We start from the raw sequence: 23,027 nt of genomic DNA, 5'->3' as shown, positions 1-23,027 counted from the left end.
ACGTGGCACCGATGTGGCCGACCGCGAAGGTGATCAGCAAACCCATGCTGCGCCAGAGCATTTCCCCCAGGGCGAGCAGGCATACCAGCCCCGGCAGCCACAGGCACAGCTCACCGCCGTCGTCGACGAACGCGCTGCCGATCAGGGTGCCCAGATGCCCGCGCGCCAGATTGTGCAGGTTGGTGCTCATGCGGCTGACGGCGACGTGGCGCGCGTGCGGACCCAGGGCGTTCAGGCCCGCGTAGACCGCGATCAGCAGGACCGCGTACGCGGAGGTGACGCGCAGCGACGCCGCGCCGCCCCAGGCCCGGGTGGGCGCGTCCAATCGCAGCGTGGTTGCGCCGCGGCTCGCCGCGTCGCGGACGGCGCCCAGCGACACCATCAGTCACCACCCGATCCCGGCCAGCCGCTGTCGCGGGCCAGGAGGTCGCTGATGGTCTCTCGGCGCACCAATTCGCGGGACCGCCCGCCGGACACCCCGACGAGCGGCGGTCGACCGACCATATTGCGGCTCGATCCCACCGAGTGGTGATAGGCGCCGGTGCACGCGATCGCCAGGAGATCGCCCGGACGGATGTCGGCGGGCAACTGGACGTCGCGCGCGATCTCGTCGTCGGCGCCGCAGTCGCGGCACACGACCGTGACCTGAGCGGTCGCCGAAGGCTGATGACGATTCGCCAGCGCGACGGTGTATTTCGTGTGTTGCACGGCCTCGCGCGGGTGATCGATCCCGCCGCCGTCGACCGCGACGAAGGTCCGCCCGCCCGGGCCCCGCTTGACCGTCACCACCCGGCACAGGGTGATCCCGGCTCGCGCCGCGATCGCCCGCCCCGGCTCGATGACCACCCTCGGCCGGGGATAGTCGTGGTCGGCGCAGGCGTCGCCCAGCGCGGCGTCGATGACGGCGCCCAGCTCGCCCTGGGGGAAATGCTCTGGCGCAGCATGGGTTTGCTGATCACCTTCGCGGTCGGCCACATCGGTGCCACGTTGATCGTGGCGGTGGGGTTGGTCGCGGCGGTCCAGTCGGGGTGGTTGCCGTTCTCGGTTGCCCGGGCCAGCGACGTGGGCATCAGTTACGGCGCGGTCTGCGTCCTGGGCGCCCTGACGGCGTCGCTACCGCCGCGGTGGCGCGCGGCGTGGGTGGGCTGGTGGCTGGGCACCGCGACGCTGGCCGCGGTGGCCGCCGACTTCGACTTCACCGCCGCCGGGCACGTGGTGGCGCTGCTGCTCGGCATGGGCCTGTCATTCCGGCTGCGCGCGGCGACCGCGTGGACGCCGGTCCATCTGGCGTTGCTCGTCGTGGGCGGCACGTTCGGATTCTTCCTCGTCTCGGGGCCGTCCGTGCTGGCGCCGTGCGGCGGGCTGGCGGGTGCCGCGATCGCGTGGGTCGCCACCCGCAACCGCGTGTCCGCCGGCCCACCGCCGATCAACCCGTGAGTGTCTCGACTCGGTAGCGGCTGGCGGTCCACGGTGGGCCGTCCGCGGCAGGTGTCAGCGTGATGGTGATCCGACTTTTTCCGGCTGTCGCGGCCCGCGGCAGCAGATAGGTGTCGTCCAGCCAGCGGTGCACGGTGTTGCTGCGCGGCTGGAGCCAGTCGCCCACCTGCGCCCCGTCGACGGCGACGCCGGCCGACTGGAAGCCGGCCGCCTGGTCGGACGTGCGGCGCAGCGCCACGCCGCGGTTGCCGGGGTCCACCGCGACGTCGAAGCTGATCGGTGCCACCGTGGCGCGCACGAGGCCCGCGACCGGGCGGGTGTCTTCGACGCCCTCGTACTCGCTGACCAGCAACTGGTCACCGGCATCGGTGTCGGTGTAGGCGTGCTGGAACCGGCTGAGCGGATCGGCGGGGTCCACCTCGTCTCCGTCGGCGAGCGTGTCGCCCGGCTGGGTGTAGAGGAAGGCCGTTGAGCTGTAGTCGGGTTGGACCATGTTGCGTTTGCCGTGCTCGATGCCGAACCGCAGCGCGTCGTGGTAGCCGACGGCCTCGGCGAGCATGAGCCGGTAGGCGGCGACGCAGTAGTCGGCGCAGCCCCCGGTCGCGGTGCGCTGGTCCGGCTGGCCGGTGAGGGGATCGCTGAAGTGTGTGCCGTTCTTGAAATACCAGCCACCCTCGTACAGGTCTTCGGTGCCGGTGCCGTACCACTGGGGAGAGGCGGCGCCGTCGGTATAGACGCGTTCGGCACCTTCGAGGAAGTAAGGCGCGTCGTCGCTGAACGCCGTCTTGGTTCGCTGGCCCCGGATGGTGTGGCTGACCCCGACGAACTTGCCGTGCCCCCGCTCGTCGGCGAACACCCAGTCCTGTCCCAAGGTGGTCGCTCCGGCGTGCGAGCGCGCCGTGAAATAGCCGGCGCGGCCGTCGGCCAGGGCGGCGGCCCAGTGGGCGTCGGGCGCCGTCTCGACCTGCGTGCCGACGGCCGTCGCGGGCTCGGAGCCGGTGTTGTCCAGGCTCAGCCGGACGGTATTCGCGAAAGGCATCGGCCACCAACACGACAGCTCGACGCCAGAATCCCGTGGGGCGGCGGCGAACATCAGCGACTGCACGGGGTTTGCACCGAGCCCGGCGCCGAAGAACTCCCCGAGCGGGGAGTCGACCGTGGTGCGGCCGTCGAACTCGATTCGCAACCGCAGGTCCGACAGCAATCGGTCGGTCGGTTCGGGCAGCCGCACGCGCAGCGCCGAGACGGTGCCGGGCCCCGAGGATTCCGCGAGCACCACGCTGGCCCCGGCGGGCACGTCGACCACGCGTTCGCTACGCGCCGCCGCCCTCGACGCCGGTTTGGGGTCGCCGGTTCCCGCGGCGCGCAGGGTGGCGAGCACGTCGAGGGCGGGATCCGACGGCGAGAAGGTGCTGATCCCCTGGGGGCTGGGGAACTGGCGGTAGTCCACGTGGTAGTACTCCAGATGCGACGTGACGCTGATCCGCATCGAATTGCGGTATGGCATGGGGACTTTGACGTAGACACCGCCCGGCGATTGCGCGGCGTTGGCCACCAACGGCCACACGAACGGCGCGCCCAGCGCGCCGTCGACCAGCGACTGCAGTTTGGTGTCCACGACGGTGCGCCCGTCGAGCTCGATGCGCACGTTTCCCAGGGCGCGCACGTTGCCGCCGTCGCGGGTCAGCCAGATCGAGTCGATCTCGCCGGCGCCGTGATCCTCGGCGATGACGCAGCCGGCGCCCCCCGGCGCCAGGCACCCGCCGTTGCCGTTGTGGTTACCGGTCGAGATGTCGTAGTCGCCGCCGCTGCGATCGAAGCTGGACACCTGCAGCGTCTGTGTGTCCGCGCTGAGGTAGGGCAGCCGGTCCAGTTGCCGGTAGGTCTCCCAGCCGACCAGCCGGTCGGCGAGCCCCGCGGCCCCCGGCTCGGCCACGGCGAGACCGGCGGTACCCACGCCGACGAGCAGGGCCAGCAGCGTCGCGCAGGACGCGGACAGCGCTCGCACCGCCGCGGCACCGCTCACTCACGGTCCTTGTGCTTGAGGTCGGTGTCCTTGCTCGGCTGCACCCGTTTGGGCTCCCCGGGCATCTTCGGATAGTTGGGCGGGTAGGGCATGTCACCGAGCCCGCGTTCGGCGTCGGCGGCGGCCATCTCCAACAGCGGCGCCAGCGATTGGTCAACGTCGTCCATTGCGGCCCAGGGGTTTTCGCGGTCCTTCAACAGGCCGGGAACGGTGGCCATGGTGTAGTCGTCGGGTTCGGCGCTCGCCAGCTCGTCCCAGGTGAGCGGGGTGGAGACGGTGGCGATCGCGGTGCGCCGCACCGAGTAGGCCGACGCCATGGTGCGGTCGCGGGCGTTCTGGTTGAAGTCGATGAAGATGCGCTCGCCGCGTTCCTCTTTCCACCAGGACGTGGTGACCGCGTCCGGCGCCCTGCGTTCCACCTCACGCGCCAGGGCGATGCCCGCCCGGCGCACCTCGATGAAGTCCCAGTCGGTGGCGATCCGCAGGAAGACGTGGATGCCGCGGCCGCCGGACGTCTTGGGGTAGCCGACCAGGCCGAGCTCGTCGAGCAGCGGCCGCAGCACGTCCACCGCGACGGCGCGGGCCTGCGGGAAACCGACGCCAGGCTGCGGGTCGAGGTCGATGCGCAGCTCGTCGGGGTGGTCGGTGTCCGGGCACCGCACCTGCCACGGGTGCAGGGTCACGGCCCCCATCTGCGCTGCCCACACGATGGCCGACGGGTGCGTCACCTGCAGGGCGTCGGCCGTGCGCCCTGACGGGAACGTCACGCGGCAGGTCTTCAGGTAGTCGGGGTGATGCTGCGGGACCCGCTTCTGGTAGATCTCCTCGCCGTCGATGCCGTCCGGGAAGCGCTGCAAGTGCGTGGGGCGGTCGCGTAGCGCGTCGAGCATCGGGCCGTTGGCGACGCTCAGGTAGTACTCGACCAGTCGGCGCTTGGTGCCCTTCGACCCCAGTTTGGGGAAGTAGACCTTGTCCGGATTGGTCAGGCGCACCGCGACGCCGTCGACATCGAGCTCCTCTGCCGCAGCCATAGGGTCGATTCCAGCACAATCGGGGTATGGACCTGCCTGTCATGCCGCCGGTGTCGCCGATGCTGGCGAAATCGGTGCGTGCTATCCCGCCGAACGCGTCGTACGAGCCCAAGTGGGACGGCTTCCGGTCCATCTGTTTCCGCGACGGCGACGACGTCGAGCTGGGCAGCCGCAACGAGCGGCCGATGACGCGCTACTTCCCCGAGTTGGTCGACGCGGTCCGCGCGGAGCTGCCGCCGCGCTGCGTGATCGACGGGGAGATCGTGGTCGCCACCGACCGGGGACTGGATTTCGAGGCGTTGCAGCAGCGCATCCATCCGGCCGACTCGCGGGTGCGCATGTTGGCCGAGAAGACGCCGGCGTCGTTCATCGCCTTCGACCTGCTGGCGCTCGGCGACACCGACTACCTGCGGCGGCCCTTCACCGAGCGCCGGGCGGCGCTCGTCGACGCCCTGCCGGAAACGGGCCGGTCTATCCACGTCACGCCGGCGACCACCGATCTCGACCTCGCGCAACGCTGGTTCGATGAGTTCGAGGGCGCGGGCCTCGACGGGGTCATCGCCAAGCCGCTGGACATCACCTATCAGCCGGACAAGCGGATCATGTTCAAGATCAAGCACGAGCGGACCGCCGATTGCGTGGTCGCCGGCTACCGGGTCCACAAGTCCGGCGGCGAGTCGATCGGCTCGCTGCTGCTCGGGCTGTACCAGGACGACGGCCAGCTGGCGTCGGTCGGCGTGATCGGCGCCTTCCCGATGGCCGAGCGACGCAGGCTCTTTGCCGAATTACAGCCGTTGGTCACCGATTTCGAAGGTCACCCGTGGAATTGGGCGGCCCACGAGGCGGGTGAACGCACGCCCCGCAAGAACGAGTTCTCCCGCTGGAACGCCGGCAAGGATCTGTCCTTCGTCCCGCTGCGCCCGGAGCGGGTGGTGGAGGTGCGCTACGACCACATGGAGGGCCAACGGTTCCGGCACACCGCGCAGTTCAACCGGTGGCGGCCGGACCGCGACCCGCGCTCCTGCACCTACGAACAGCTCGACCAGCCCGTGACCTTCAGCCTCGCCGACATCGTGCCCGGCCTCGGTTAAAACGGCGGCGGCTCGTTGCGTCGCGCGACGCGGGCCGCGTTGAGCCCGCGTTCGGCGTCGATTCGGCGGGCGCGGTCCTGCCGCCGGGTGCGGCGACGCGTCGGCATCATGACCCCACGGTTCCCGGCTGGCGGGGAAGCTGTTGCCGCCAAGTGCAATTCGCCCGTCGGCTGGCAGAGGGCAGGGTACAGCAGGCGGCTGCCCGGGTGGGTGGTGTAGGTGCGCCCTGACGGTGCGGTCCAGACGACGGTGCCGTCCGGGCACTGCTCGTCGCTCCAGCCCGGCCAGAACGTTTTCAGCAGATGATGTTTTCGGCACAGACATTTCAGGTTGGACGCATGGGTCGGCCCGATCGGATACGGCACGGTGTGGTCGATGTCGATGAACTCCGCGGGGCGATCGCAACCCGGGAAGCGGCACGTCATGTCCCGGCACCGGACGAACCGATCCAACTCGGCCGACGGCCGGTACCTCGGCTCGGGTGGCGCGTCGCCGGGGTGCCGCACCGGGCGGACCTTGGCGCCGCGATGGACCAACTCGGCCACCAGCGCCGGTGGTACCAGGCCGCCGCCGGGAATGACGGCGGACGGCGCAGGGGCGGCCGGAACGTCGGGTTCCGGATCCGGCGCGAGCACCTCACCGAGCACAGTCTCGGGGGTGACGACGATGCGTTCCGAAGGCCGTTCGCCGGACATGTGCGGGTCAGGAGCGACGGCCAGTGCCGACTCGTCGGCCACCACGTGGACGACCACGGCGGCGGACCGCTCGTCGGGGCCCGTACCAATCGGGCAGGTGGCGCTCCCGCATCCGCACGAAAGGTGTTGCGCTCCAACGGCGAGAGCGCCGAGCGCGTCGGCGCGCCGCTGCGCGAGGGTGCGCGGGTCATCGGGGCACACTTGTTCGGCGAGCTGGGTGAGCCGCCGGTCCAACGCGGCGGCGTCGGTCGCATACAGGCGGCCCCACAGGCTTGCGGTTCCCGACGCGTCGTCGGACTGATCGATGACGACCCGGCGGCTGCGCGCGGCGGCGCGGGTGCGCCGCACAGCGCCGGGATCGTGTTGGTCGACGATCGCGTCGATGGCTTGCGCGGTCTTGCCAACCGACAGCGGGCCGAAACGCACGGCGGCATCGGCCAGTCGCGCATCGACGAGCCGCAACGCATCGGGGTCCTTGATCAGGTCGGTGTGCCACACGATCGTCGAAGCCAATCGGAGGCCGATATCACCGCGAGCCAACAGCGCCGCCACCTGGGGCAGCCGGTTACCCAGCGCGACAGCCAGACACATCTGCGACGACGCCATCGCGTGGCTGATGCCCTGTGCCGCAGCGACTTCTGCGGCCATTGCGTCCCAATTGTCACAGGACCAGTGCGCGCAATCGGTGGGACCGTCGGCGTGGCGACGCACGAACTCCGCCGTTGCCGCCAGCCGGCGCGCGGCGGCGACCGCCTCCGCGCGGGCGCCCGACGCGATCGCCGCCACGACGGCGGCGTCATCGGCACTACCCAGCGCCGCGGTACTCGACAAATCGCACATACGTTCGAAGATAGTCGCCCGTGCCGTCCACACCCACCTCTCGACGGCAATCTGTGGATAACTCCCCGACTGTGCATAACCAGGCGGTTTGGCCGCAGCACCCAGAGGGCACGCCAGAAGACATGTCAGTGACAGCGTTTCAAGACCTCCCGCTGGCCGACCGCGACCGCAAGTGGGACGGCGATGCCGCCGAGAAGCGGGTGCGTAAGTGGGCGGACGCGCAGGACGGGCCCAACCAGAAATACCGAGACGCCCACGTCTGGTACGACGGCGACAAGAAGGACAACTTCACCGCGTACAAGCTGCTCATCGCCGACGTGATCGACGGCGACCTGAAAGCCGTGCCCCGTGGGGTGATGGCCGCCGGGGCCATCATGGACGGCGCCCGCGGCGGTATCGACCTGCCCGACAACGACGTCGACCGCGTCAAGAGCCACCTGGCCAAGTACTACAAGAAAATGGGCGAAACCGCGCCCTGGGAACGGAGCTGACTGCGCCGGGGCCGCCCTGGTAGCGGGGCTGATTACACCGCGATCCGCAGTGCCGCCAACCCGCGCAGCGTCACATTGGTCTTGTAGACCGGGATGCCGTCCAGTCGGGCGTGCGGGAAGCGCGCCGTGACGGCGGACAGCGCCACGCCGGCCTCCAACCGCGCCAGCGGTGCGCCCAGGCAGTAGTGGGCGCCGCGCCCAAAACCCAAGTGCCGCAAGCCTGTCCGATCGGGGTCGAAGACATTCGGCCGATCGTATTCAGCCGGATCGCGCTGGGCCGCGGCGGTCAGCAGCATCATGATGTCACCGGCGGGCACAGTGACCTCGCCGACCGTCATGTCGGCCGCCGCCGTCCGAGCGATCATCTGCACCGGCGGGTCATACCGCAGGGTCTCCTCGATGACGCCCGGTGCGCGGCCGGCGTCCGCGCCGAGCGCGGCCCATTGGGACGGTTCGCGCAGCATCGCCAGCACGGCGTTGCCGATGAGGTTGACGGTGGTCTCGTGGCCCGCGACCAGCAGCAGCACGCACGTCGACACGATCTCCTCGGCGCTCAGCTGGTCACCCGACTCCTCCACCGCGATCAACCTCGACATCAGGTCGTCGCCGGGTTGCGACCGGCGCCGCTCGATCAGGCCGCGCAGATAGGAGCGCAGCCACATGCCGGCGTCCATCCGCTCGGCCAGGTTGTCCGACGCCGTCCCGGTGAAGGCCACGAACGGATCCAGCGATTGCGCCAGCAGCGCCGACACCCGGCTGAATTGCGGCTCGTCTTCCAGCGGCACCCCCAGCAGGCGGCAGATGACCGCCACCGGCAGGGGGTAGGCCAGGTCCTCGACGACGTCGAAGTGCCCTCGCTCGGCGATCCGGTCGAGCAATTCGTCGATCAGGGCGGTGATGTCGGGCCGCAGCGCGTTCACCACCTTGGGCGCAAAGGCTTTGCTGACGAGTTGGCGCAGCCGGGTGTGATCGGGCGGGTCGAGGAATAGGAAGCCGGGCGGCGTCTGGGGCGGCACCGCGGCGCCCGCCGCGACCAGCTCGCGGGTTTGCTCCTCGATCTGGCGCCGGGCGGCCGTCGACTTCAGCCGGTCGTTGCTCGACGACGGGTGCCGCAGGGCCTCGTCACAATCTCGGTAGGTCGCGAAGACCGCCAGGTTGCCCTCGGCCAAGCGAAACGAGCCGCGGCCGCGGAACCGGGCGAACAACGGGTAGGGGTCCGCCCGCGACGCGGGGTCCAGCAGTTGCAGCAGCAGTCCTTGCGATTCGGCCTGCTCGGGCTCCGTGGGCGCGGTGGGCATGCCGACATTCTGCCCGCAGCCACGCCGCGCCGCCCTCAGCGCCGCAGGAACTCGACGATGTGGCCGGCCAGCTCCGGCCCCGCGTCCTCCTGCACGAAGTGCCCGGCACCGCGGATCACGGGATGCTCGATCCCTTGCGCGCCGCGCATCGTGCGCTGGAAGACCGGGCCCATCGGCCCGGTGATCGGATCGCCGTCGCTGAACGCCACCAGCATTGGCGTCGGGCTGGCCGCCAGGGTCGCCCACGCCGCCTTGTTGGCCAAGGCCGCGGGATCCTCCGGTGACGTCGGCACCAACGCCGGCATGGCGCGGGGGCCGGCGCAGTACTCGTCGGCGGGAAACGGCGCGTCGTAACCCGCGCGAACCTGCGCGCTCATCGGCCGGCGGCACCCGCCCTGCACGAACGCGCCGATGTCGAGCGTCGGCGCCTTCGTGATGGCCTCGCGGAATCGCCACCAGACGTCGGCCATGGGTTGCTCGCCGTCGGGCAGGCCGGTGTTGGCCACGACCAAGCCGGTGAAGCGCTCGGGATGCTCTGCGGCAAGCCGCAATCCGATGAGACCGCCCCAGTCCTGACCGACCAGGGTGACGCCGTGCAGGTCGAGCACGTCGAACGCCACGGCCCGCATCCACTCGACGTGGCGCGCGTAGCTGTGGTCCTCGCGGCGCGCAGGTTTGTCCGAACGGCCGAACCCCACGAGGTCCGGGCAGATGACGCGATGCCCGGCGGCGGCCAGCGCCGGAATCATTCTCCGATACAGGTAGGACCACGTGGGTTCTCCGTGCAACATCAACACGGGCTCGGCGTCGCGCGGGCCGTCTTCGACCCAGGCGACGCGCAGCGTGCCGCCCTCACCGTCCGGCACGTCGCAATAGTGTGGCGCGTAAGCGAAGTCGGGCAGACCGTCGAACCGGTTCTCCGGTGTCCGCAGCGTCAGCATGTCACGTCCCTTCCCGCAAGTGCGCCAAAGCCGGATCAGCCAGCAACCGATCCAGGAAGCCGACCTGGCCCTTCAGCAGCTTGGCGCGCGCCAGCGCCACCGAAAACCATTGCACCTTGTCGACTTCCGGGAACTCGCGCATCCGCCCCGAACCCTTGGGCCATTCGAGTTCGAAGGTGTTGCTCCGGGCGTCGGTGATGTCGAGGTCGCTGCCCACGGCGAAGGCGGTGACCACCTTGCCGCCGGATTGTTTGATGGCCCCCAGGTCGACGCGCGGCCCGGCGGGCACCGGCAGCCCAAGTTCCTCGAGGAACTCCCGTTGCGCGGCCGGCCACGGGTCCTCGTCCTCGGCGTACTCCCCCTTCGGAATCGACCACGCCCCGTCGTCCTTGCGGGCCCAGAATGGGCCGCCCGGATGAGCGATCAACACCTCGAGGATACCGTCGCGCGCCCGGTGTAGGAGCACTCCCGCGCTCAGTTTGGGCATCGAATGTCACAGTCCGACAGCATGTTCCAAGTCTTTGAGCGACGATTCCAGGTGCGCGAGCAGCCGCTGCAAATGCGGCACGCTGCGTCGGCAACCCACCAGGCCGAAGTCGAGATTGCCGGCGTTGTTGGCCAGCGTGATGTTGAGGGCCTGGCCGTCCAGCACGATGGACAGCGGGTAGTTGCCGTCCAGCCTGGCGCCGCCGCAGTACATCGGCTGGGTGGGCCCCGGCACGTTCGAGATGATGATGTTGAACGGCGGCGACGTCGAGTTCACCCAGCCCGGGACGGCCGCCAAGGCCAGCGCGGAGGTGTTGACCGCGGACAGCGCCAGCGCCTGAAACCGGGGCAACTGCGAAAACACCGTCTTATTGCTGCGCATCGATTCGTTGATGGTTCGCAATCGTTGCGCTGGATCGTCGGTATCGGTCGCCAGGTTGCACAGGATGGCGCCGACGAGGTTGCCGCCGGCGTCGGCCTCGTCCTCGGTGCGCAGGCTCACCGGAACCATCGCGATCAGCGGCGCGTCCGGTAACGCATTCTGCTCCAACAGGTAATAGCGCAGGGCACCCGAACACATCGCCAGCACCACGTCGTTGACCGTCACCCCCGCCGCCCTCTTGACGGCCTTGATGCGCTCCACCGACCACGACTGCGCCGCGCACCGGCGGGCGCCGCCGATCTTGACGTTCAACATCGTTCGCGGCGCTCCGAAGGGCAGGGTGACCTGCTGCTCGAACAGCGCCGCCCGCGCCAACGACACCGTCGAAGGGCCAAGCGCGACAAGCGATCCCGCGGTGCGGCGCAACGAGGTCAGCGGTGCCGAGGAGCTCCGCGGCCGGGGCCGTTTCGGCAGGGTCCACGGCGCCCGGATCTCGGTGTCGTCGGGGTCGGTCGACAGCGCGCGCTGCATCAACTTCTGCGCCGAGACGCCGTCGATCAGCGCGTGGTGGATCTTGGTGTACACGGCGAACCGGCCGTCTTTGAGACCCTCGATGACGTGCGTCTCCCATAGCGGGCGGTGCCGGTCGAGCAGGGCGCTGTGCCACCGCGACGTCAGCTCCAGCAGTTCGCGGACCCGCCGCGGCGACGGCAGCGCCGAGCGGCGCACGTGATAGTCGACCTCCACGTGCTTGTCGTATGCCCAACCGAGGTTGGCGATTCCACCCACGAACGTCGCCGGGTGTTTGCGGAAGGTCGGTTGAAAATCGTCTTGGGCGGCCAGCCGGTCGTAGAACTCCCGGACGAAGCCGCGGCCGGCGCCCTGCGGCGGCTCGTACAACTGCAGGCCACCGACGTGCATCGGGTGCTCCCGAGACTCTCCGAGGAGAAATATCGCGTCGGTGGGCGCCATCAAGTCCATCCACCCATTACACCCATTTCGGCTGGTTACCGAAAGCACAGCGTGGCCGGACACGCGCCGACCCGCCGCGTCCCCATACTGGGCTCAACAGACGTGCCGCCGATACGCCCCGCGAGGAGCCGGACCGCGATGGAAAAGTTCACCCCGTCGATCGACTGGGATCACGAGCTGGCGTCCTCGACCCTGTGGATCGCCCAAACCTGGACGATCAGCGCCGGGTGCCTCGTGCTCTTCGGGGTCGCCGTCGTTCACCTCACCCGGTGGGGCGAGCAGTTCTGGCGCGTGACCGGCCGCTACTTCACCGGCCGGCACAGCGTCCCGGTATGGGTCTTGTTGGGCGCGCTGTTGCTGTCGGTGATGATGGCGGTGCGCATCGAGATCCTGCTCAGTTACTACAGCAACGACCTGTACTCGGGGTTGCAGACCGCGTTTCAAGGCGCCGGTGCGGGCAATAAAGCGGTGCGCGACTCCGGGATTCACGGCTTCTGGGTGGCGGTGTGGATTTTCTGCATCATCGCGACCGTGCACGTGTGCCGGGTGATGGCCGATTTGTATCTGACGCAACGGTTCGTCATCCGGTGGCGGGTGTGGCTCACCGAACGGTTGACCACGGACTGGCTGGACGGCCACGCCTACTACCGCGCCCGATTCATCGACGCGACCATCGACAACCCGGACCAACGCATCCAGCAGGACATCGACATCTTCACCGCCGGAATCGGCGGTGCGGCCAACCACCCGAACGTCGGCACCTCCGGCAAGTTGCTGTTCGGGGCGGTGCACGCGGTGGTCTCGGTGATCTCCTTCGCCGCGATCCTGTGGCGGCTCTCCGGCACCCTGCACCTGTTCGGCATGAGCCTGCCCAAGGCCCTGTTCTGGATCGTGCTCGGGCAGGTGACCATCGCGACGGTGGTCGCGTTCTGGCTGGGCCGCCCGCTGATCGGGTTCAGCTTCCGTAACGAGGCGCTCAACGCCGCCTTTCGCTACGCGCTGGTCCGGCTGCGCGACGCCGCGGAGGCGGTCGGGTTCTACCGCGGGGAGCGGGCCGAACGGACCCAGTTGCTCAACCGCTTCGACGCCACGATCGCGAACTACCGGCGCTACGTGCGGCGCACGATCGGGTTCCTCGGCTGGAACGTGACCGTCACCCAGGTGATCACTCCGCTGCCGTTCATCGTGCAAGCGCCGCGGTTGTTCGCGGGCAGCATCAAGCTGGGCGGGGTCACGCAATCGTCCAGTGCCTTCGGCCATATCGAGGACTCGCTGTCGTTCTTCCGCAACGCCTACGACCGCTTCGCCAGCTACCGCGCCGTCATCATCCGCCTCGACGGCCTGGTGCGGGCCAACGCCGCGGCGCGGCAACTGCCGGAGCTGGCGACGGCGCCCAGCGCCGACGGTGTGGTGGAGCTCGCCGGCGTCGAGGTCCGCACACCGGCCGGCGCGCAACTCATTTCGTCGCTCGACCTGCGCCTGACGCCGGGGGACGCCCTCGTCGTCACAGGCCCGTCCGGCAGCGGGAAGACGTCGCTGCTGCGCGCGCTGGTGCAGCTGTGGCCGTACGCCTCGGGCACGCTGCGCCGCCCCGACGGTAGCCATGAGGTGCTGTTCCTCTCGCAGCTGCCCTACGTCCCACTCGGCTCGCTGCGGGCGGTGGTCTCCTACCCGGCCGTGGCGGGCGACGTCGACGACGCAACGTTGCAGGAGGCGTTGCGCAAGGTGGCGCTGCCCAACCTCGTCGCCCGGCTCGACGAGGAGCGGGACTGGGCCAAGGTGCTCTCCCCCGGCGAGCAGCAACGCATCGCGTTCGCGCGCCTCCTGGCGCTCCGGCCCAGGGCGGTCTTCCTCGACGAGGCCACGTCGGCGGTCGACGAGGCGCTGGAGTTCTTGCTGTACAACCTGTTACGCGCCGAGCTGCCCGACGCTGTCGTCGTCAGCGTCAGCCACCGCAGCACCATCGAACAACATCATCACCTGGAGCTGGCGCTGCTGGGCGGGGGCGCCTGGCACCTGCGCGACATCCCCGAACAGATTTCGTCGACCTGACCGCCGTCGTTGACAGTCACTGCCAACGGGTCATACTGTGCCATGCTGGGCGTGACGACGCGCTCTCCCTGACCATTCGGAGGTCGCGATGGCAAGCCCGTCCAAGCTGCGTGTGATCCAGTGGGCGACCGGGGGTGTCGGGCGCGCCGCCATCGAATGCGTGGCTAATCACCCACAGCTCGAATTGGTCGGCTGCTGGGTGCACTCGGCGGACAAGAACGGCCGCGACGTCGGTGAGATCCTCGGCGGCGCACCGCTGGGCGTCACCGCCAGCAACAACACCGACGAGGTGTTGGCGCTGCCCGCCGACTGCGTCGTCTACAGTCCCTTGATCCCCAACGACGACGAGGTGATCGCGATCTTGCGATCCGGCAAAAACGTCGTCACCCCGGTCGGCTGGGTCTATCCCGACGTGGACAACCCTCGGCACCGCGCGATCGCCGACGCCGCCGTCGCGGCGGGGGTCACGCTGCACGGCTCGGGCATTCACCCCGGGGGCATCACGGAACGCTTTCCCCTGATGGTCTCGTCGCTGTCGTCGGCGGTCACCCACGTCCGCGCCGAGGAGTTCTCCGACATCCGCACCTACAACGCACCAGATGTGGTGCGCCACATCATGGGCTTCGGCGGCACCCCCGAGGAGGCCATGGGTGGGCCGATGGCCGGTCTGCTCGAGGCAGGGTTCAAGCAATCGGTCCGAATGATCGCCGAGCACATGGGTTTTCGGATCGACCCCAACATCAGGACCATTCAGGACGTCGCGGTGGCGACCGCCGACATCGACTACGCGCCCTTCCCGATCACCGCGGGCAAGGTGGCGGCGCGGCGGTTCCGCTGGCAGGCCCTGGTCGACGGCGAGCCGGTCATCACCGCGGCGGTCAACTGGCTGATGGGTGAGGAAAACCTTAATCCCGCCTGGCACTTCGGCGAGCAGGGCGAGCGCTTCGAGGTCGAGATCACCGGCGACCCCACCATCAACCTGACCTTCAAGGGCCTGCAACCGGAGACGATCGCCGAAGGGCTGGTGAAGAACCCGGGCGTCGTGGTCACCGCCAACCACTGTGTCAACGCCATCCCGGATGTCTGCGCCGCCGAACCCGGCATCAAGACCTACCTGGACCTGCCGCTGTTCGCGGGCCGCCCGGCGCCCAAGCTCGCCGCCCAGTGACCGTGGCCCCGTGAGCTACAGCCACCCCGACTCGATGCGCGGGCACGCCGCGATCGTCACCGGCGCCGCGCAGGGCGTCGGCAAGGGTGTGGCCGCCGCCCTGCTCGAACGCGGCGCGTCGGTGCTGGTGGTCGACATTCAGGAGGAACGTCTGGGCGCCACCACCGACGAGCTGCGCGCGGCCGGGCGGGTCGAGCAGCTGGTCGCCGACTTGCGCGATCCGGCCAGCGCCGCACGGATCGTCGCCGCGGCGGTGGACGCGTTCGGGGCCGTGCACGGCCTGGTCAACAACGCCATTGCCACCAACGAACCGAAGGCATTCGTCGACATCACCACCGAGGACATCGCGCTGGGCCACGACGTCGGTCCCCGGGCCACCTTTCTGTTGATGCAGGCCGTGCATCCGGTGATGGTCGAGGCGGGTGGCGGGTCGATCGTGAACCTCGGCTCGGGCACCGGCACCGGCGGCGAGCCCAAGTGGGGCGGGTACGCGGCCGCCAAAGAGGCGATCCGCGGATTGTCGAAGGTGGCCGCCCTGGAGTGGGGGCGCGACAACATCCGGGTCAACGTCGTCTGCCCGTTCGCCGAGTCCGAGGGCGTCAAGTTCTGGAAGTCGTTCGCGCCCAAGGAATACGAGAAGGCGGTGAGCCGCGTCCCGATGAAGCGGACCGGTGACGTGCGCACCGACGTGGGCGCGTTGGTGGCGTTCCTGCTCGGATCCGACGCCTCCTTCGTCACCGGGCAGACCATTCACGTCGACGGCGGGATCGGCTGCTTTCGGTGAGCACCGCCGGGCACGAGTCACTGCGGGATCGGCAGCGTGCGCAGATCCGCGCCGAAATCCGGCGGGCGGCGTTCCGGCTGTTCGTCGAACGCGGCTACGAGGCCGTGACCACCGAGGAAATCGCCACCGCGGCAGGGGTTTCCGCACGCACGTTCTTCAGGCACGTCCCGGCGAAGGAGGACCTGCTGCTGGCCCCCGTCCGCCACGGGGGCGCCGTCATCGTCGGCCTCCTCGAGGCTCGCCCGGCCGGCGAGCCGCCGGACGTGGCCCTGATCAACGCGATCATCGCCCGGACCCGCTCGTTCGACCACTCCGACACCGAGGAGTGGCGGAAAGCTCTGCTGGTCTCCGGCGACCTGCTCGACAAGGTCAAGGTGCACACCCCCGCCGACCAGGAACGTGCGACGAAGCTGATCGCCGAGCGGATGGGGTCACGTCCGGGGACCGATCTGCGGCCCGGCTTGCTGGTTCACCTCGCATTCGCCGCCGCGGATTTCGCGTTCCAGCAATGGGTTCGGCAATCCCGCGCCCCGCGGCCGCTGGACGGTTACGTGGCCGAGGCGCTGGACGCGGTCAAAAGCCCGCACTGGAGGCGCTCGCGCCGGATCACGTCGCCGGGCGCGCCGGGCGCGTGAGTGCCCGCCACGGCGACGAAGAGGCCGCGCGGCACCAGCCGTCCCATTACCCAGTGGCTCATGATTCGCGCCGCGCCGCTTCGGGGTTGGCGACGCGAATCGGAGCACCGTCGAGCCAGGCCAGCACCGCCTCCACGGTGTCGGCGTAGAAGGCGGCCAACATCTCTCGTGTGACATAGCCCAGATGCGGCGACAGCGTCACGTTGGGGAGCCGCCGCAGCGGGTGGTCGGCCGGCAGCGGCTCGATGTCGAAGACGTCGAGCCCGGCGGCGGCGATGCGCCGCGACCGCAGCGCGCCGAGCAGCGCGGCCTCGTCGACGATCGGGCCCCGCGAGGTGTTGATCAGGTACGCGTCCGGCTTCATCAGCGCCAGCTCGGACGCGCCGATCAGGCCCCGCGTGCGCTCGGAGAGCACCACGTGCACGGACACCACGTCGGCCCGCTCGAATAGCTCGGCCTTCTCGACCCGTACCGCGCCCACCCGGGCGGCGGCCTGCGCGGTCAGGTTCTGGCTCCAGCCAATGACGTTCATGCCGAAGGCGGCGCCGTACTCGGCCATCCGGGTGCCGATTCGGCCCAGGCCCACGAGCCCGAGCGTCTTTCCCGCCAGCGTCACCCCGGTGCTGGTCTGCCACCCGCCGGCGCGCATCCGGTGGTGCTCTTCGGCCAGGTTGCGCACCGTCGCGAGCAGCAAGCCCCACGCGAATTCCGGGGTGGCGTCGCGCAGCGAGCGGAACCGCGGGTGAGAGAAGTCGGAGTGGGCGACCAGGACGCCGTGCTCGGTGGCGGCGGCCATGTCCAAGTTGGGCAGGGCCTTGCCCACGATCGTGATCAGCCGCAGCTCGGGCAGGCGTTCGATCAGCGTGCGTGGGAAAGCCATTCGCTCGCGCAGCGTGCAGACCACATCGAAGTGCCGGAGGGCCTGCGCGGCGTCGTCCTCGGACAAATGCCGGTCGAACACCGTGAGCTCGGCGCGCGCCCGCACCGGTGACCAGTCGGCCAGCTCGACGGCCACGCCGCCGTAGTCGTCGACGATCGCGACGCGGCGGGTGGGTTCTCCCATGGCCCCTATTGAACCTGGGGCTCAGATTGCATACTCACGCGGCTCGTGTTGAACGGAGATCCACTGCTCGGTGGTGAATTCGTCGATGGCCCACTGACCGCCGAATCGGCCGATCCCCGAGCTTTTTTCGCCACCGAAGGCGGTGTTGGCGTCGTCGTTGACCGGCGAATCGTTGATGTGCGTCATGCCCACGTCGATTCGCCGCGCGAAACGCACCGCCCGTTCGACGTCGCCGCTGAACACCGCCGAGGACAGCCCGTAGGGGGTGTCGTTGGCCAGCCGCAGCGCGTCGGCCTCGTCCTCGGCGCGGATCACCGTCATCACGGGGCCGAACACCTCTTCGCGGGCGGTCGGGGCGTCGTTGCCCGCCGTCAGGACGTGCGGTGGCAGGGCCAGGCCGGTCGGCCCGAAGGGGTCGCCGCCACATAACAGTTCGCCGCCGTCCTTGGCCGCCCGCGCCACCTTGTCCTGGATCGAGTCCAGCTGCGATCGGTTGATGATCGGCCCCAGCTGCGTGGCCGGGTCGGACGGGTCGCCAACGCGAGCGATTTCGCCCGCGCCACAAAGCGTTCGACGAAGTCGTCGTAGATGCCGGCGTCCACGATGATCCGGTTGGCGATCATGCAGATTTGGCCCTGGTGGAAGAACGACCCGAAGATCGCGGCGTCGACCGCGAGCTTGAGGTCGGCGTCGTCGAGGATGACCACCGGCCCGTTGCCCCCGAGTTCGAGGGCGGTCCGCTTGAGCGCCGCCTTCTGGGCGATCCCCTCGCCCACCTTGGTGGACCCGGTGAACGACACCACCTTCGCGGCCGGGTGCTGCACGATGGCGTCGCCGATCTCCGATCCCGACCCGATCAGCACCGACAGCAATCCCGGCGGGAGGCCCGCCTCCTCGTAGATGCGGGCCAGCAGCAGCCCACCGGTGACGGGTGTGTCCCCGGCCGGCTTGAGCACCACAGCGTTGCCGACGGCCAGAGCCGGTGCGACCGACCGATTCGACAGCTGCATGGGGAAATTCCAGGGCGAGATGACGGCGACCACGCCGACGGGCTCCCGGTAGACGCGGCTCTCCTTGCCGGGCACGTCCGACGGCATGATCTTGCCCTCGACGTGGTGCGGCATCGACGCCGCCTCCCAGAGCACGGCCAGCGCCTGGCTCCACTCCAATTCGGCCTTGGCCAGGGTCCCACCGGTCTCGCGCACCAGCCACTCGATGATCTCGTCCTTGCGCCAGCTCATCACGTCGGCGGCGCGGCGCAATACGCCCGCGCGCCCCGACGGGGGCCGGGCGGCCCACTCGCGTTGCGCGCGCGACGCGGTGTCGTACGCCTCGTCGAGGTCGCCGGCGTCGGCTTGGGCGATCTCGGTCAGCGTCTCCCCGGTCCACGGGTCGGTATCGGCGCGCTTCTCACCGGACGACCCGGCGCGCCAACGGGTTCCAATCGGCATCGACGTGAACGGTCCGTAACGGTCGGTCATGGTGCCACTCCGAGTTTGATATGCGGGCCGGATTCCTGGTCGTGCCAGGCCCGCTGAGCGTCCTCCAGGGAATACCGGCGCGTCTCGACGCTGATCCGTCCCTCGGCGGCGTGTTCGGTGATTTCCCGGTAACCGTCGCGCAGCACGTCGGGTCCCATCGCGTCGTTGAGGTGCCCCACGTGGGTGCGCCCGGTCAACGACCGGAACGGCACCTCGGCCGTCGGTCCCGCGCCTTCGCCGACGGTGATCAGCGTGGCCCCGTTCGCGGTGGCGTCCAGGGCCGCGAGGAACGGCTTGCCATAGACGAGGTCGATCACCACGTCGTAGCCGCCCGCATCGCCGGCCTCGGCCCGCAGGGATTCCGCGTCGTCGTCACCGCCGAGCCGCACCGTGGCGTCCGCGCCGAGGGCGCGCCTGTTGCAGGGCGTCCGGGTTGCGGCCCGCACCCACAACCCGGCCCGCGCCAAGCAGTTTGGCCACCTGCACGGCGATGCGGCCGACCACCCCGGTGGCGCCCAGCACCAACACGGACTGGCCGTGTGACACGTCGGCGTGCCGCGTCAGCGGCAACCACGCCGCCAGCCCGGCGATGCCGCATGCCACGGCGAGGTCGTCGTCGACGCCGTCGGGAACGGGAAAGGTCTTCGCCGGGTCGATGCGGCAGCGTTGCGCCCACGACCCGAACGGATCCGGCGGCGCGTTGAAGTACACGCGCTTGCCGCCCAACGTGCCGACCCCTTCCCTGCCGACCACGGACGGAATCACCGGTTGTCCCATCTTCCCCGACGCCAGGATGAGGTCCACCGGGTTGCATCCGGCGAGGGTGACCTCGACGATGTCGCGGCGGGGATCGCCGTCGGGTTCGTCGAAGTCCCGGACCGTCGGGGTTTGCCCCGCCGCTTCTAGCACCGCCGCGCGCATACGACCTCCACGTCCTCCGATGTGCAGCTGACGCAAAGGGTTTCCCCGGACGGCGGATCGAAACGGTCCGCTCAGCCGCGCCTATCCGGCAAGCGAAACGGCCGTCACGAGATGACCGGCGGGTAGGGCAGGTCGGTGCTGCTGTCGGGGTTGACGTACACCGGGTGCCCCAGCGAGGGAAAGGCCCGCTGCGGGCACGCCGGTCGATCGCAGATCTTGCAGCCGGCGCCGATCGGCACGGTGGCCTCGGGGTCCGCGGGGTCGATGCCGACGGAGTAGATCAGCTTGTTCGCGTGCGCGACGTCGCAGCCGAGCCCGATGGCGAAGCTCTTGTCCGGACCCAGGTATCGGCTGGGCTCCGTCGTGGTGGTGCGCGCCACCCAGAAGTAGGTGCGCCCGTCGGGCATCTGCGCCACCTGGGTCAGGAATTGACCCGGGCGGGCAAACGCGTGGTGCACCACCCACAGCGGGCAGTTTCCGCCGACGCGGGAAAAGTGAAAGGCGTTGGCGGACTGGCGCTTTGAGATGTTTCCGGCGCTGTCGGTGCGGACGAAGATGAACGGAATCCCACGCGCACCGGGCCGTTGCAGGGTCGACAGCCGATGACAGATGGTCTCGAAGCCGACCTCGAACCGGCGGGCCAGGTAATCGATGTCGTACCGCGCCCGTTCCGCGGCGTCGAGGAAGGCCCGGTACGGCAGCAGCAGCGCGCCGGCGAAGTAATTGGCGAGCCCGATGCGGGCCACGCCCCGCGCGTCGTCACTGAGCTGGTCGTCGGCGGCGATGATCCCGGCAATCATCCTGTCCTGGGTGAGCAGCGCAATCTGTGTGGCCAGCTGGAAGGCGCGCTGTCCGGGCAGCAACCAGCGGGCCAGATACAGGGTTTGCGATTCGGGGGCGAAGAGGCGCTTGGCGTTGGCGCTCAACACCTGGCCGTCGTCGATCACCACCGTCACGCCGAGTTGCGCGCCGAGCAGTTCGGCAAGTTGTCCGTCGAGCCCACCGATGCGCAAGCGGGCCTTCGCAAACAGCTCTTCGGCCGCGACGTCCAACTCGGCCACGTGATTTTTCCGGTCGTAGAAGAAGTCCCGCACTTCCTCGAACGGCATCGACTGCTGCGGCGGCACGGACAGGTCGAGGTTGGCGCGGCTGTGCAGCGCCTCGAGGTCGGCCGTGGTGTCGTGCAGGCGCCGGTGCAGGTTGACCAGCGTCTGGCCGATCTCCGGCATGCGGGCGACGAGCTCCTCGATCTGCGCGTCGGTGGCCGGCGTGTCGGTGAGCACCTCCCTGAGATCCGAGACCAGGCGGGCATCGGAGTCCGGGGCGAAGTATTGCGACGGCAGGTCGAAGCGCTCGGCGAGGGTCAGCAACACCGCCACGGTGATCGGCCGTTGGTCGTTTTCGAGTTGGTTGACGTAGCTGGTCGACAGTCCCAGGACGCGCGCCAGCGCCACCTGGGTCAGCCCCTGCTCGTCACGCAACCGCCGCAGCCGCGCTCCGGCGAACGTCTTCGCCACCCGCCTCACGGTACCCGCGGCAGTTTCGCAAACTTCGCAAAACCGCCCCGCACAGGACACAAAAATACGCTTTTGCAGTGCCTTTACCGGCTCGACGCCCGTGCGTACTGTGCGGCTTATGCGCATTCACGACGTTCGGACCCGGCGTAGCGCCGAAAACTTCCCCCGCACCGAGCATCTGGCGTGGAAGGTCGCCGAGGTCGCCGCGGACCCCGTCGAGGTGCCCTCCGACACCGCGGCGATGGTGATCAACCGCATCATCGACAACGCGGCGGTCAGCGCCGCGTCGATCACCCGCCGGCCGGTCACCGCCGCCCGCGCGCAGGCTGTGGCGCACCCCCATTCCGCGGCGGGCGCCAAGGTGTTCGGTGTCGACGGTGATTACTCACCGGAATGGGCGGCCTGGGCCAACGGGGTGGCCGTGCGCGAGTTGGACTTTCACGACACGTTTTTGGCTGCCGAATACTCCCACCCCGGCGACAACATCCCCGCCCTGGTCGCGGTCGCCCAGCACCTCGGGGTCGGCGGTGCCGACCTGATCCGCGGCATCGCCACCGGCTATGAGATCCAGGTCGACCTGGTCAAGGGAATCTGCTTGCACGAGCACAAGATCGACCACGTCGCGCACCTGGGCCCGTCCGTGGCCGCCGGGCTGGGCACCATGCTGCGCCTCGACAAGGAGACGATCTACCAGGCCGTCGGCCAGGCGCTGCACCTGACCACCGCGACCCGGCAGTCCCGCAAGGGCCTGATCTCGAGCTGGAAGGCCTACGCCCCGGCCTGGGCCGGGAAGGTCGCCATCGAAGCCGTCGACCGCGCCATGCGCGGTGAGGGCGCGCCGGCACCCATCTGGGAGGGCGAGGACGGCGTCATCGCCTGGCTGTTGTCGGGCCCCGAGCACACCTATCAGGTGCCGCTGCCCGAACCGGGCGAGCCCAAGCGCGCCATCCTCGACACCTACACCAAGGAGCATTCGGCCGAGTACCAGAGCCAGGCGCTGATCGACCTGGCCCGCAGGCTACGCGACCGGATCGGTGACCTCGCGCAGATCGCGACGATCGCGCTGCACACCAGCCACCACACCCACTACGTGATCGGCACGGGTTCGGGCGACCCGCAGAAGTTCGACCCGGACGCCTCCCGCGAGACCCTGGACCACTCGGTCATGTACATCTTCGCCGTGGCGCTGCAGGACGGCACCTGGCATCACGAGCGTTCCTACGCGCCGGAGCGAGCACACCGGCCCGACACCGTCGAGCTGTGGCGCAAGGTGTCGACCGTCGAGGATCCCGAGTGGACCCGGCGCTACCACTCCAACGACCCGGGCGAGAAGGCGTTCGGCGCCCGTGCCGAGATCACCCTGCGAAGCGGCGAGGTCATTGTCGACGAGATCGCGGTCGCCGACGCACACCCGCTGGGGGCGCGGCCATTCGAGCGCAAGCAATACATCGGGAAGTTCACCGAGCTGGCCGAGGGCGTCGTGTCCGACGGCGAGCAGCGCCGGTTCCTCTCGGCCGTCGAGGCACTGCCGGACCTGCAGGCGGGCGCGTTGGGTGCGCTCAACATCACCGTCGGACCCCTGGTGCTCGACAAGGCGCCGACGATCCCACCGGGGATCTTCGGATGAGCGGACTGATCGGCAGCGCCGTGCCCGCGACCGAGAAACGCGCCCGGATACCGTTGCAGCACACCGCCTTGCAGGCCGCTCCGTAACCG

19 protein-coding genes and 3 pseudogenes are annotated in these 23,027 nt (G+C 69.5%); 8 read left to right on the top strand and 14 right to left on the bottom strand.

Annotated elements, in window-relative coordinates:
- Both A5714_RS23980 and A5714_RS23975 read right to left on the bottom strand, forming a co-directional pair.
- A pseudogene (locus A5714_RS23980) lies at positions 1–382 on the bottom strand (hypothetical protein); the annotation flags it as partial.
- Positions 382–984: pseudogene (locus tag A5714_RS23975) on the bottom strand (diaminopimelate decarboxylase); the annotation flags it as partial. The pseudogenes A5714_RS23975 and A5714_RS23980, both read right to left, overlap by 1 nt.
- Here A5714_RS23975 and A5714_RS23970 point away from each other — a divergent pair.
- On the top strand, positions 928–1,437 hold the full coding sequence (locus A5714_RS23970) for a rhomboid-like protein (RefSeq protein WP_369829473.1): 510 nt from the start codon (positions 928–930) through the stop codon (positions 1,435–1,437). The pseudogene A5714_RS23975 and the gene A5714_RS23970 sit on opposite strands and share 57 nt — an antisense overlap.
- Here the strand turns inward: A5714_RS23970 and A5714_RS23965 are convergent.
- Complete coding sequence (locus tag A5714_RS23965; protein WP_231975976.1) at positions 1,427–3,394, bottom strand: glycoside hydrolase family 172 protein; 1,968 nt, start codon at positions 3,392–3,394, stop codon at positions 1,427–1,429. The genes A5714_RS23970 and A5714_RS23965 overlap by 11 nt on opposite strands.
- A 65-nt stretch (positions 3,395–3,459) precedes the next feature.
- The gene (gene ligD, locus A5714_RS23960; RefSeq protein ID WP_068289639.1) at positions 3,460–4,494 is read right to left on the bottom strand and encodes a non-homologous end-joining DNA ligase; all 1,035 of its coding nucleotides are present in this window, start codon (positions 4,492–4,494) and stop codon (positions 3,460–3,462) included.
- Positions 4,495–4,520: 26 nt separating this feature from the next.
- On the opposite strand from ligD, the gene A5714_RS23955 reads away from it, so the two are divergent.
- Positions 4,521–5,585: an ATP-dependent DNA ligase gene (locus A5714_RS23955; protein ID WP_068289636.1), complete on the top strand. Its 1,065-nt coding sequence runs from the start codon at positions 4,521–4,523 to the stop codon at positions 5,583–5,585.
- On the opposite strand, the gene A5714_RS23950 is transcribed toward A5714_RS23955, so the two are convergent.
- On the bottom strand, positions 5,582–7,120 hold the full coding sequence (locus tag A5714_RS23950; protein WP_068289630.1) for an HNH endonuclease signature motif containing protein: 1,539 nt from the start codon (positions 7,118–7,120) through the stop codon (positions 5,582–5,584). The genes A5714_RS23955 and A5714_RS23950 overlap by 4 nt on opposite strands.
- A 122-nt stretch (positions 7,121–7,242) precedes the next feature.
- Here A5714_RS23950 and A5714_RS23945 point away from each other — a divergent pair, with 122 nt between their 5' ends.
- Complete coding sequence (locus A5714_RS23945) at positions 7,243–7,611, top strand: hypothetical protein (RefSeq protein WP_068071403.1); 369 nt, start codon at positions 7,243–7,245, stop codon at positions 7,609–7,611.
- A 32-nt stretch (positions 7,612–7,643) separates the two neighbouring features.
- Here the strand turns inward: A5714_RS23945 and A5714_RS23940 are convergent, their stop codons facing one another.
- From A5714_RS23940 to A5714_RS23925, 4 genes are read right to left on the bottom strand one after another with little or no spacing between them, the layout of a single operon-like run.
- Complete coding sequence (locus A5714_RS23940; protein WP_068289629.1) at positions 7,644–8,909, bottom strand: cytochrome P450; 1,266 nt, start codon at positions 8,907–8,909, stop codon at positions 7,644–7,646.
- A 35-nt stretch (positions 8,910–8,944) separates the two neighbouring features.
- Complete coding sequence (locus A5714_RS23935) at positions 8,945–9,850, bottom strand: haloalkane dehalogenase (RefSeq protein ID WP_068071399.1); 906 nt, start codon at positions 9,848–9,850, stop codon at positions 8,945–8,947.
- 1 nt (position 9,851) lies between these two features.
- Entirely contained in the window at positions 9,852–10,337 is a 486-nt protein-coding gene (locus A5714_RS23930; RefSeq protein WP_068289627.1) for an NUDIX domain-containing protein, read from the bottom strand.
- Between the two features lie 6 nt (positions 10,338–10,343).
- Positions 10,344–11,699, bottom strand: a complete 1,356-nt coding sequence (locus A5714_RS23925) for a wax ester/triacylglycerol synthase family O-acyltransferase (protein ID WP_068289615.1) — start codon at positions 11,697–11,699, stop codon at positions 10,344–10,346.
- Between the two features lie 129 nt (positions 11,700–11,828).
- On the opposite strand from A5714_RS23925, the gene A5714_RS23920 reads away from it, so the two are divergent.
- From A5714_RS23920 to A5714_RS23905, 4 genes are all read left to right on the top strand, one after another.
- Positions 11,829–13,742 carry an ABC transporter ATP-binding protein/permease gene (locus A5714_RS23920; RefSeq protein ID WP_068289613.1) on the top strand — a complete coding sequence of 638 codons (1,914 nt, stop codon included), beginning with the start codon at positions 11,829–11,831 and terminating at the stop codon, positions 13,740–13,742.
- A gap of 88 nt (positions 13,743–13,830) precedes the next feature.
- Complete coding sequence (locus A5714_RS23915) at positions 13,831–14,910, top strand: dihydrodipicolinate reductase (RefSeq protein WP_068289611.1); 1,080 nt, start codon at positions 13,831–13,833, stop codon at positions 14,908–14,910.
- Positions 14,911–14,920: 10 nt separating this feature from the next.
- On the top strand, positions 14,921–15,694 hold the full coding sequence (locus A5714_RS23910; protein ID WP_068289608.1) for an SDR family NAD(P)-dependent oxidoreductase: 774 nt from the start codon (positions 14,921–14,923) through the stop codon (positions 15,692–15,694).
- Positions 15,691–16,329 carry a TetR/AcrR family transcriptional regulator gene (locus A5714_RS23905; protein WP_068289605.1) on the top strand — a complete coding sequence of 213 codons (639 nt, stop codon included), beginning with the start codon at positions 15,691–15,693 and terminating at the stop codon, positions 16,327–16,329. Before A5714_RS23910 ends, A5714_RS23905 begins: the two co-directional genes overlap by 4 nt.
- 58 nt (positions 16,330–16,387) lie before the next feature.
- Here the strand turns inward: A5714_RS23905 and A5714_RS23900 are convergent, their stop codons facing one another.
- From A5714_RS23900 to A5714_RS23885, 5 genes and pseudogenes are all read right to left on the bottom strand, one after another.
- Positions 16,388–17,392, bottom strand: a complete 1,005-nt coding sequence (locus tag A5714_RS23900) for a D-2-hydroxyacid dehydrogenase family protein (RefSeq protein ID WP_068289603.1) — start codon at positions 17,390–17,392, stop codon at positions 16,388–16,390.
- Between the two features lie 21 nt (positions 17,393–17,413).
- Positions 17,414–18,843: pseudogene (locus A5714_RS23895) on the bottom strand (aldehyde dehydrogenase family protein).
- Positions 18,844–18,869: 26 nt separating this feature from the next.
- Positions 18,870–19,262 carry a zinc-binding dehydrogenase gene (locus tag A5714_RS27380; protein ID WP_231975974.1) on the bottom strand — a complete coding sequence of 131 codons (393 nt, stop codon included), beginning with the start codon at positions 19,260–19,262 and terminating at the stop codon, positions 18,870–18,872.
- Complete coding sequence (locus A5714_RS27375; protein WP_231975973.1) at positions 19,246–19,782, bottom strand: zinc-binding alcohol dehydrogenase family protein; 537 nt, start codon at positions 19,780–19,782, stop codon at positions 19,246–19,248. Before A5714_RS27375 ends, A5714_RS27380 begins: the two co-directional genes overlap by 17 nt.
- A 116-nt stretch (positions 19,783–19,898) precedes the next feature.
- Complete coding sequence (locus A5714_RS23885; RefSeq protein ID WP_156747476.1) at positions 19,899–21,320, bottom strand: short-chain fatty acyl-CoA regulator family protein; 1,422 nt, start codon at positions 21,318–21,320, stop codon at positions 19,899–19,901.
- 109 nt (positions 21,321–21,429) lie between these two features.
- Here A5714_RS23885 and prpD point away from each other — a divergent pair, with 109 nt between their 5' ends.
- Complete coding sequence (gene prpD, locus A5714_RS23880; RefSeq protein WP_068289595.1) at positions 21,430–22,938, top strand: 2-methylcitrate dehydratase PrpD; 1,509 nt, start codon at positions 21,430–21,432, stop codon at positions 22,936–22,938.
- Positions 22,939–23,027 lie beyond the last annotated feature (89 nt).

The organism is Mycobacterium sp. E2462 (assembly GCF_001672685.1).
In the GTDB taxonomy this organism is placed as follows: Bacteria; Actinomycetota; Actinomycetes; order Mycobacteriales; family Mycobacteriaceae; genus Mycobacterium.
The sequence above is the reverse complement of the archived record's forward strand: the minus strand, read 5'-3'. Positions and strand labels throughout refer to the sequence as shown.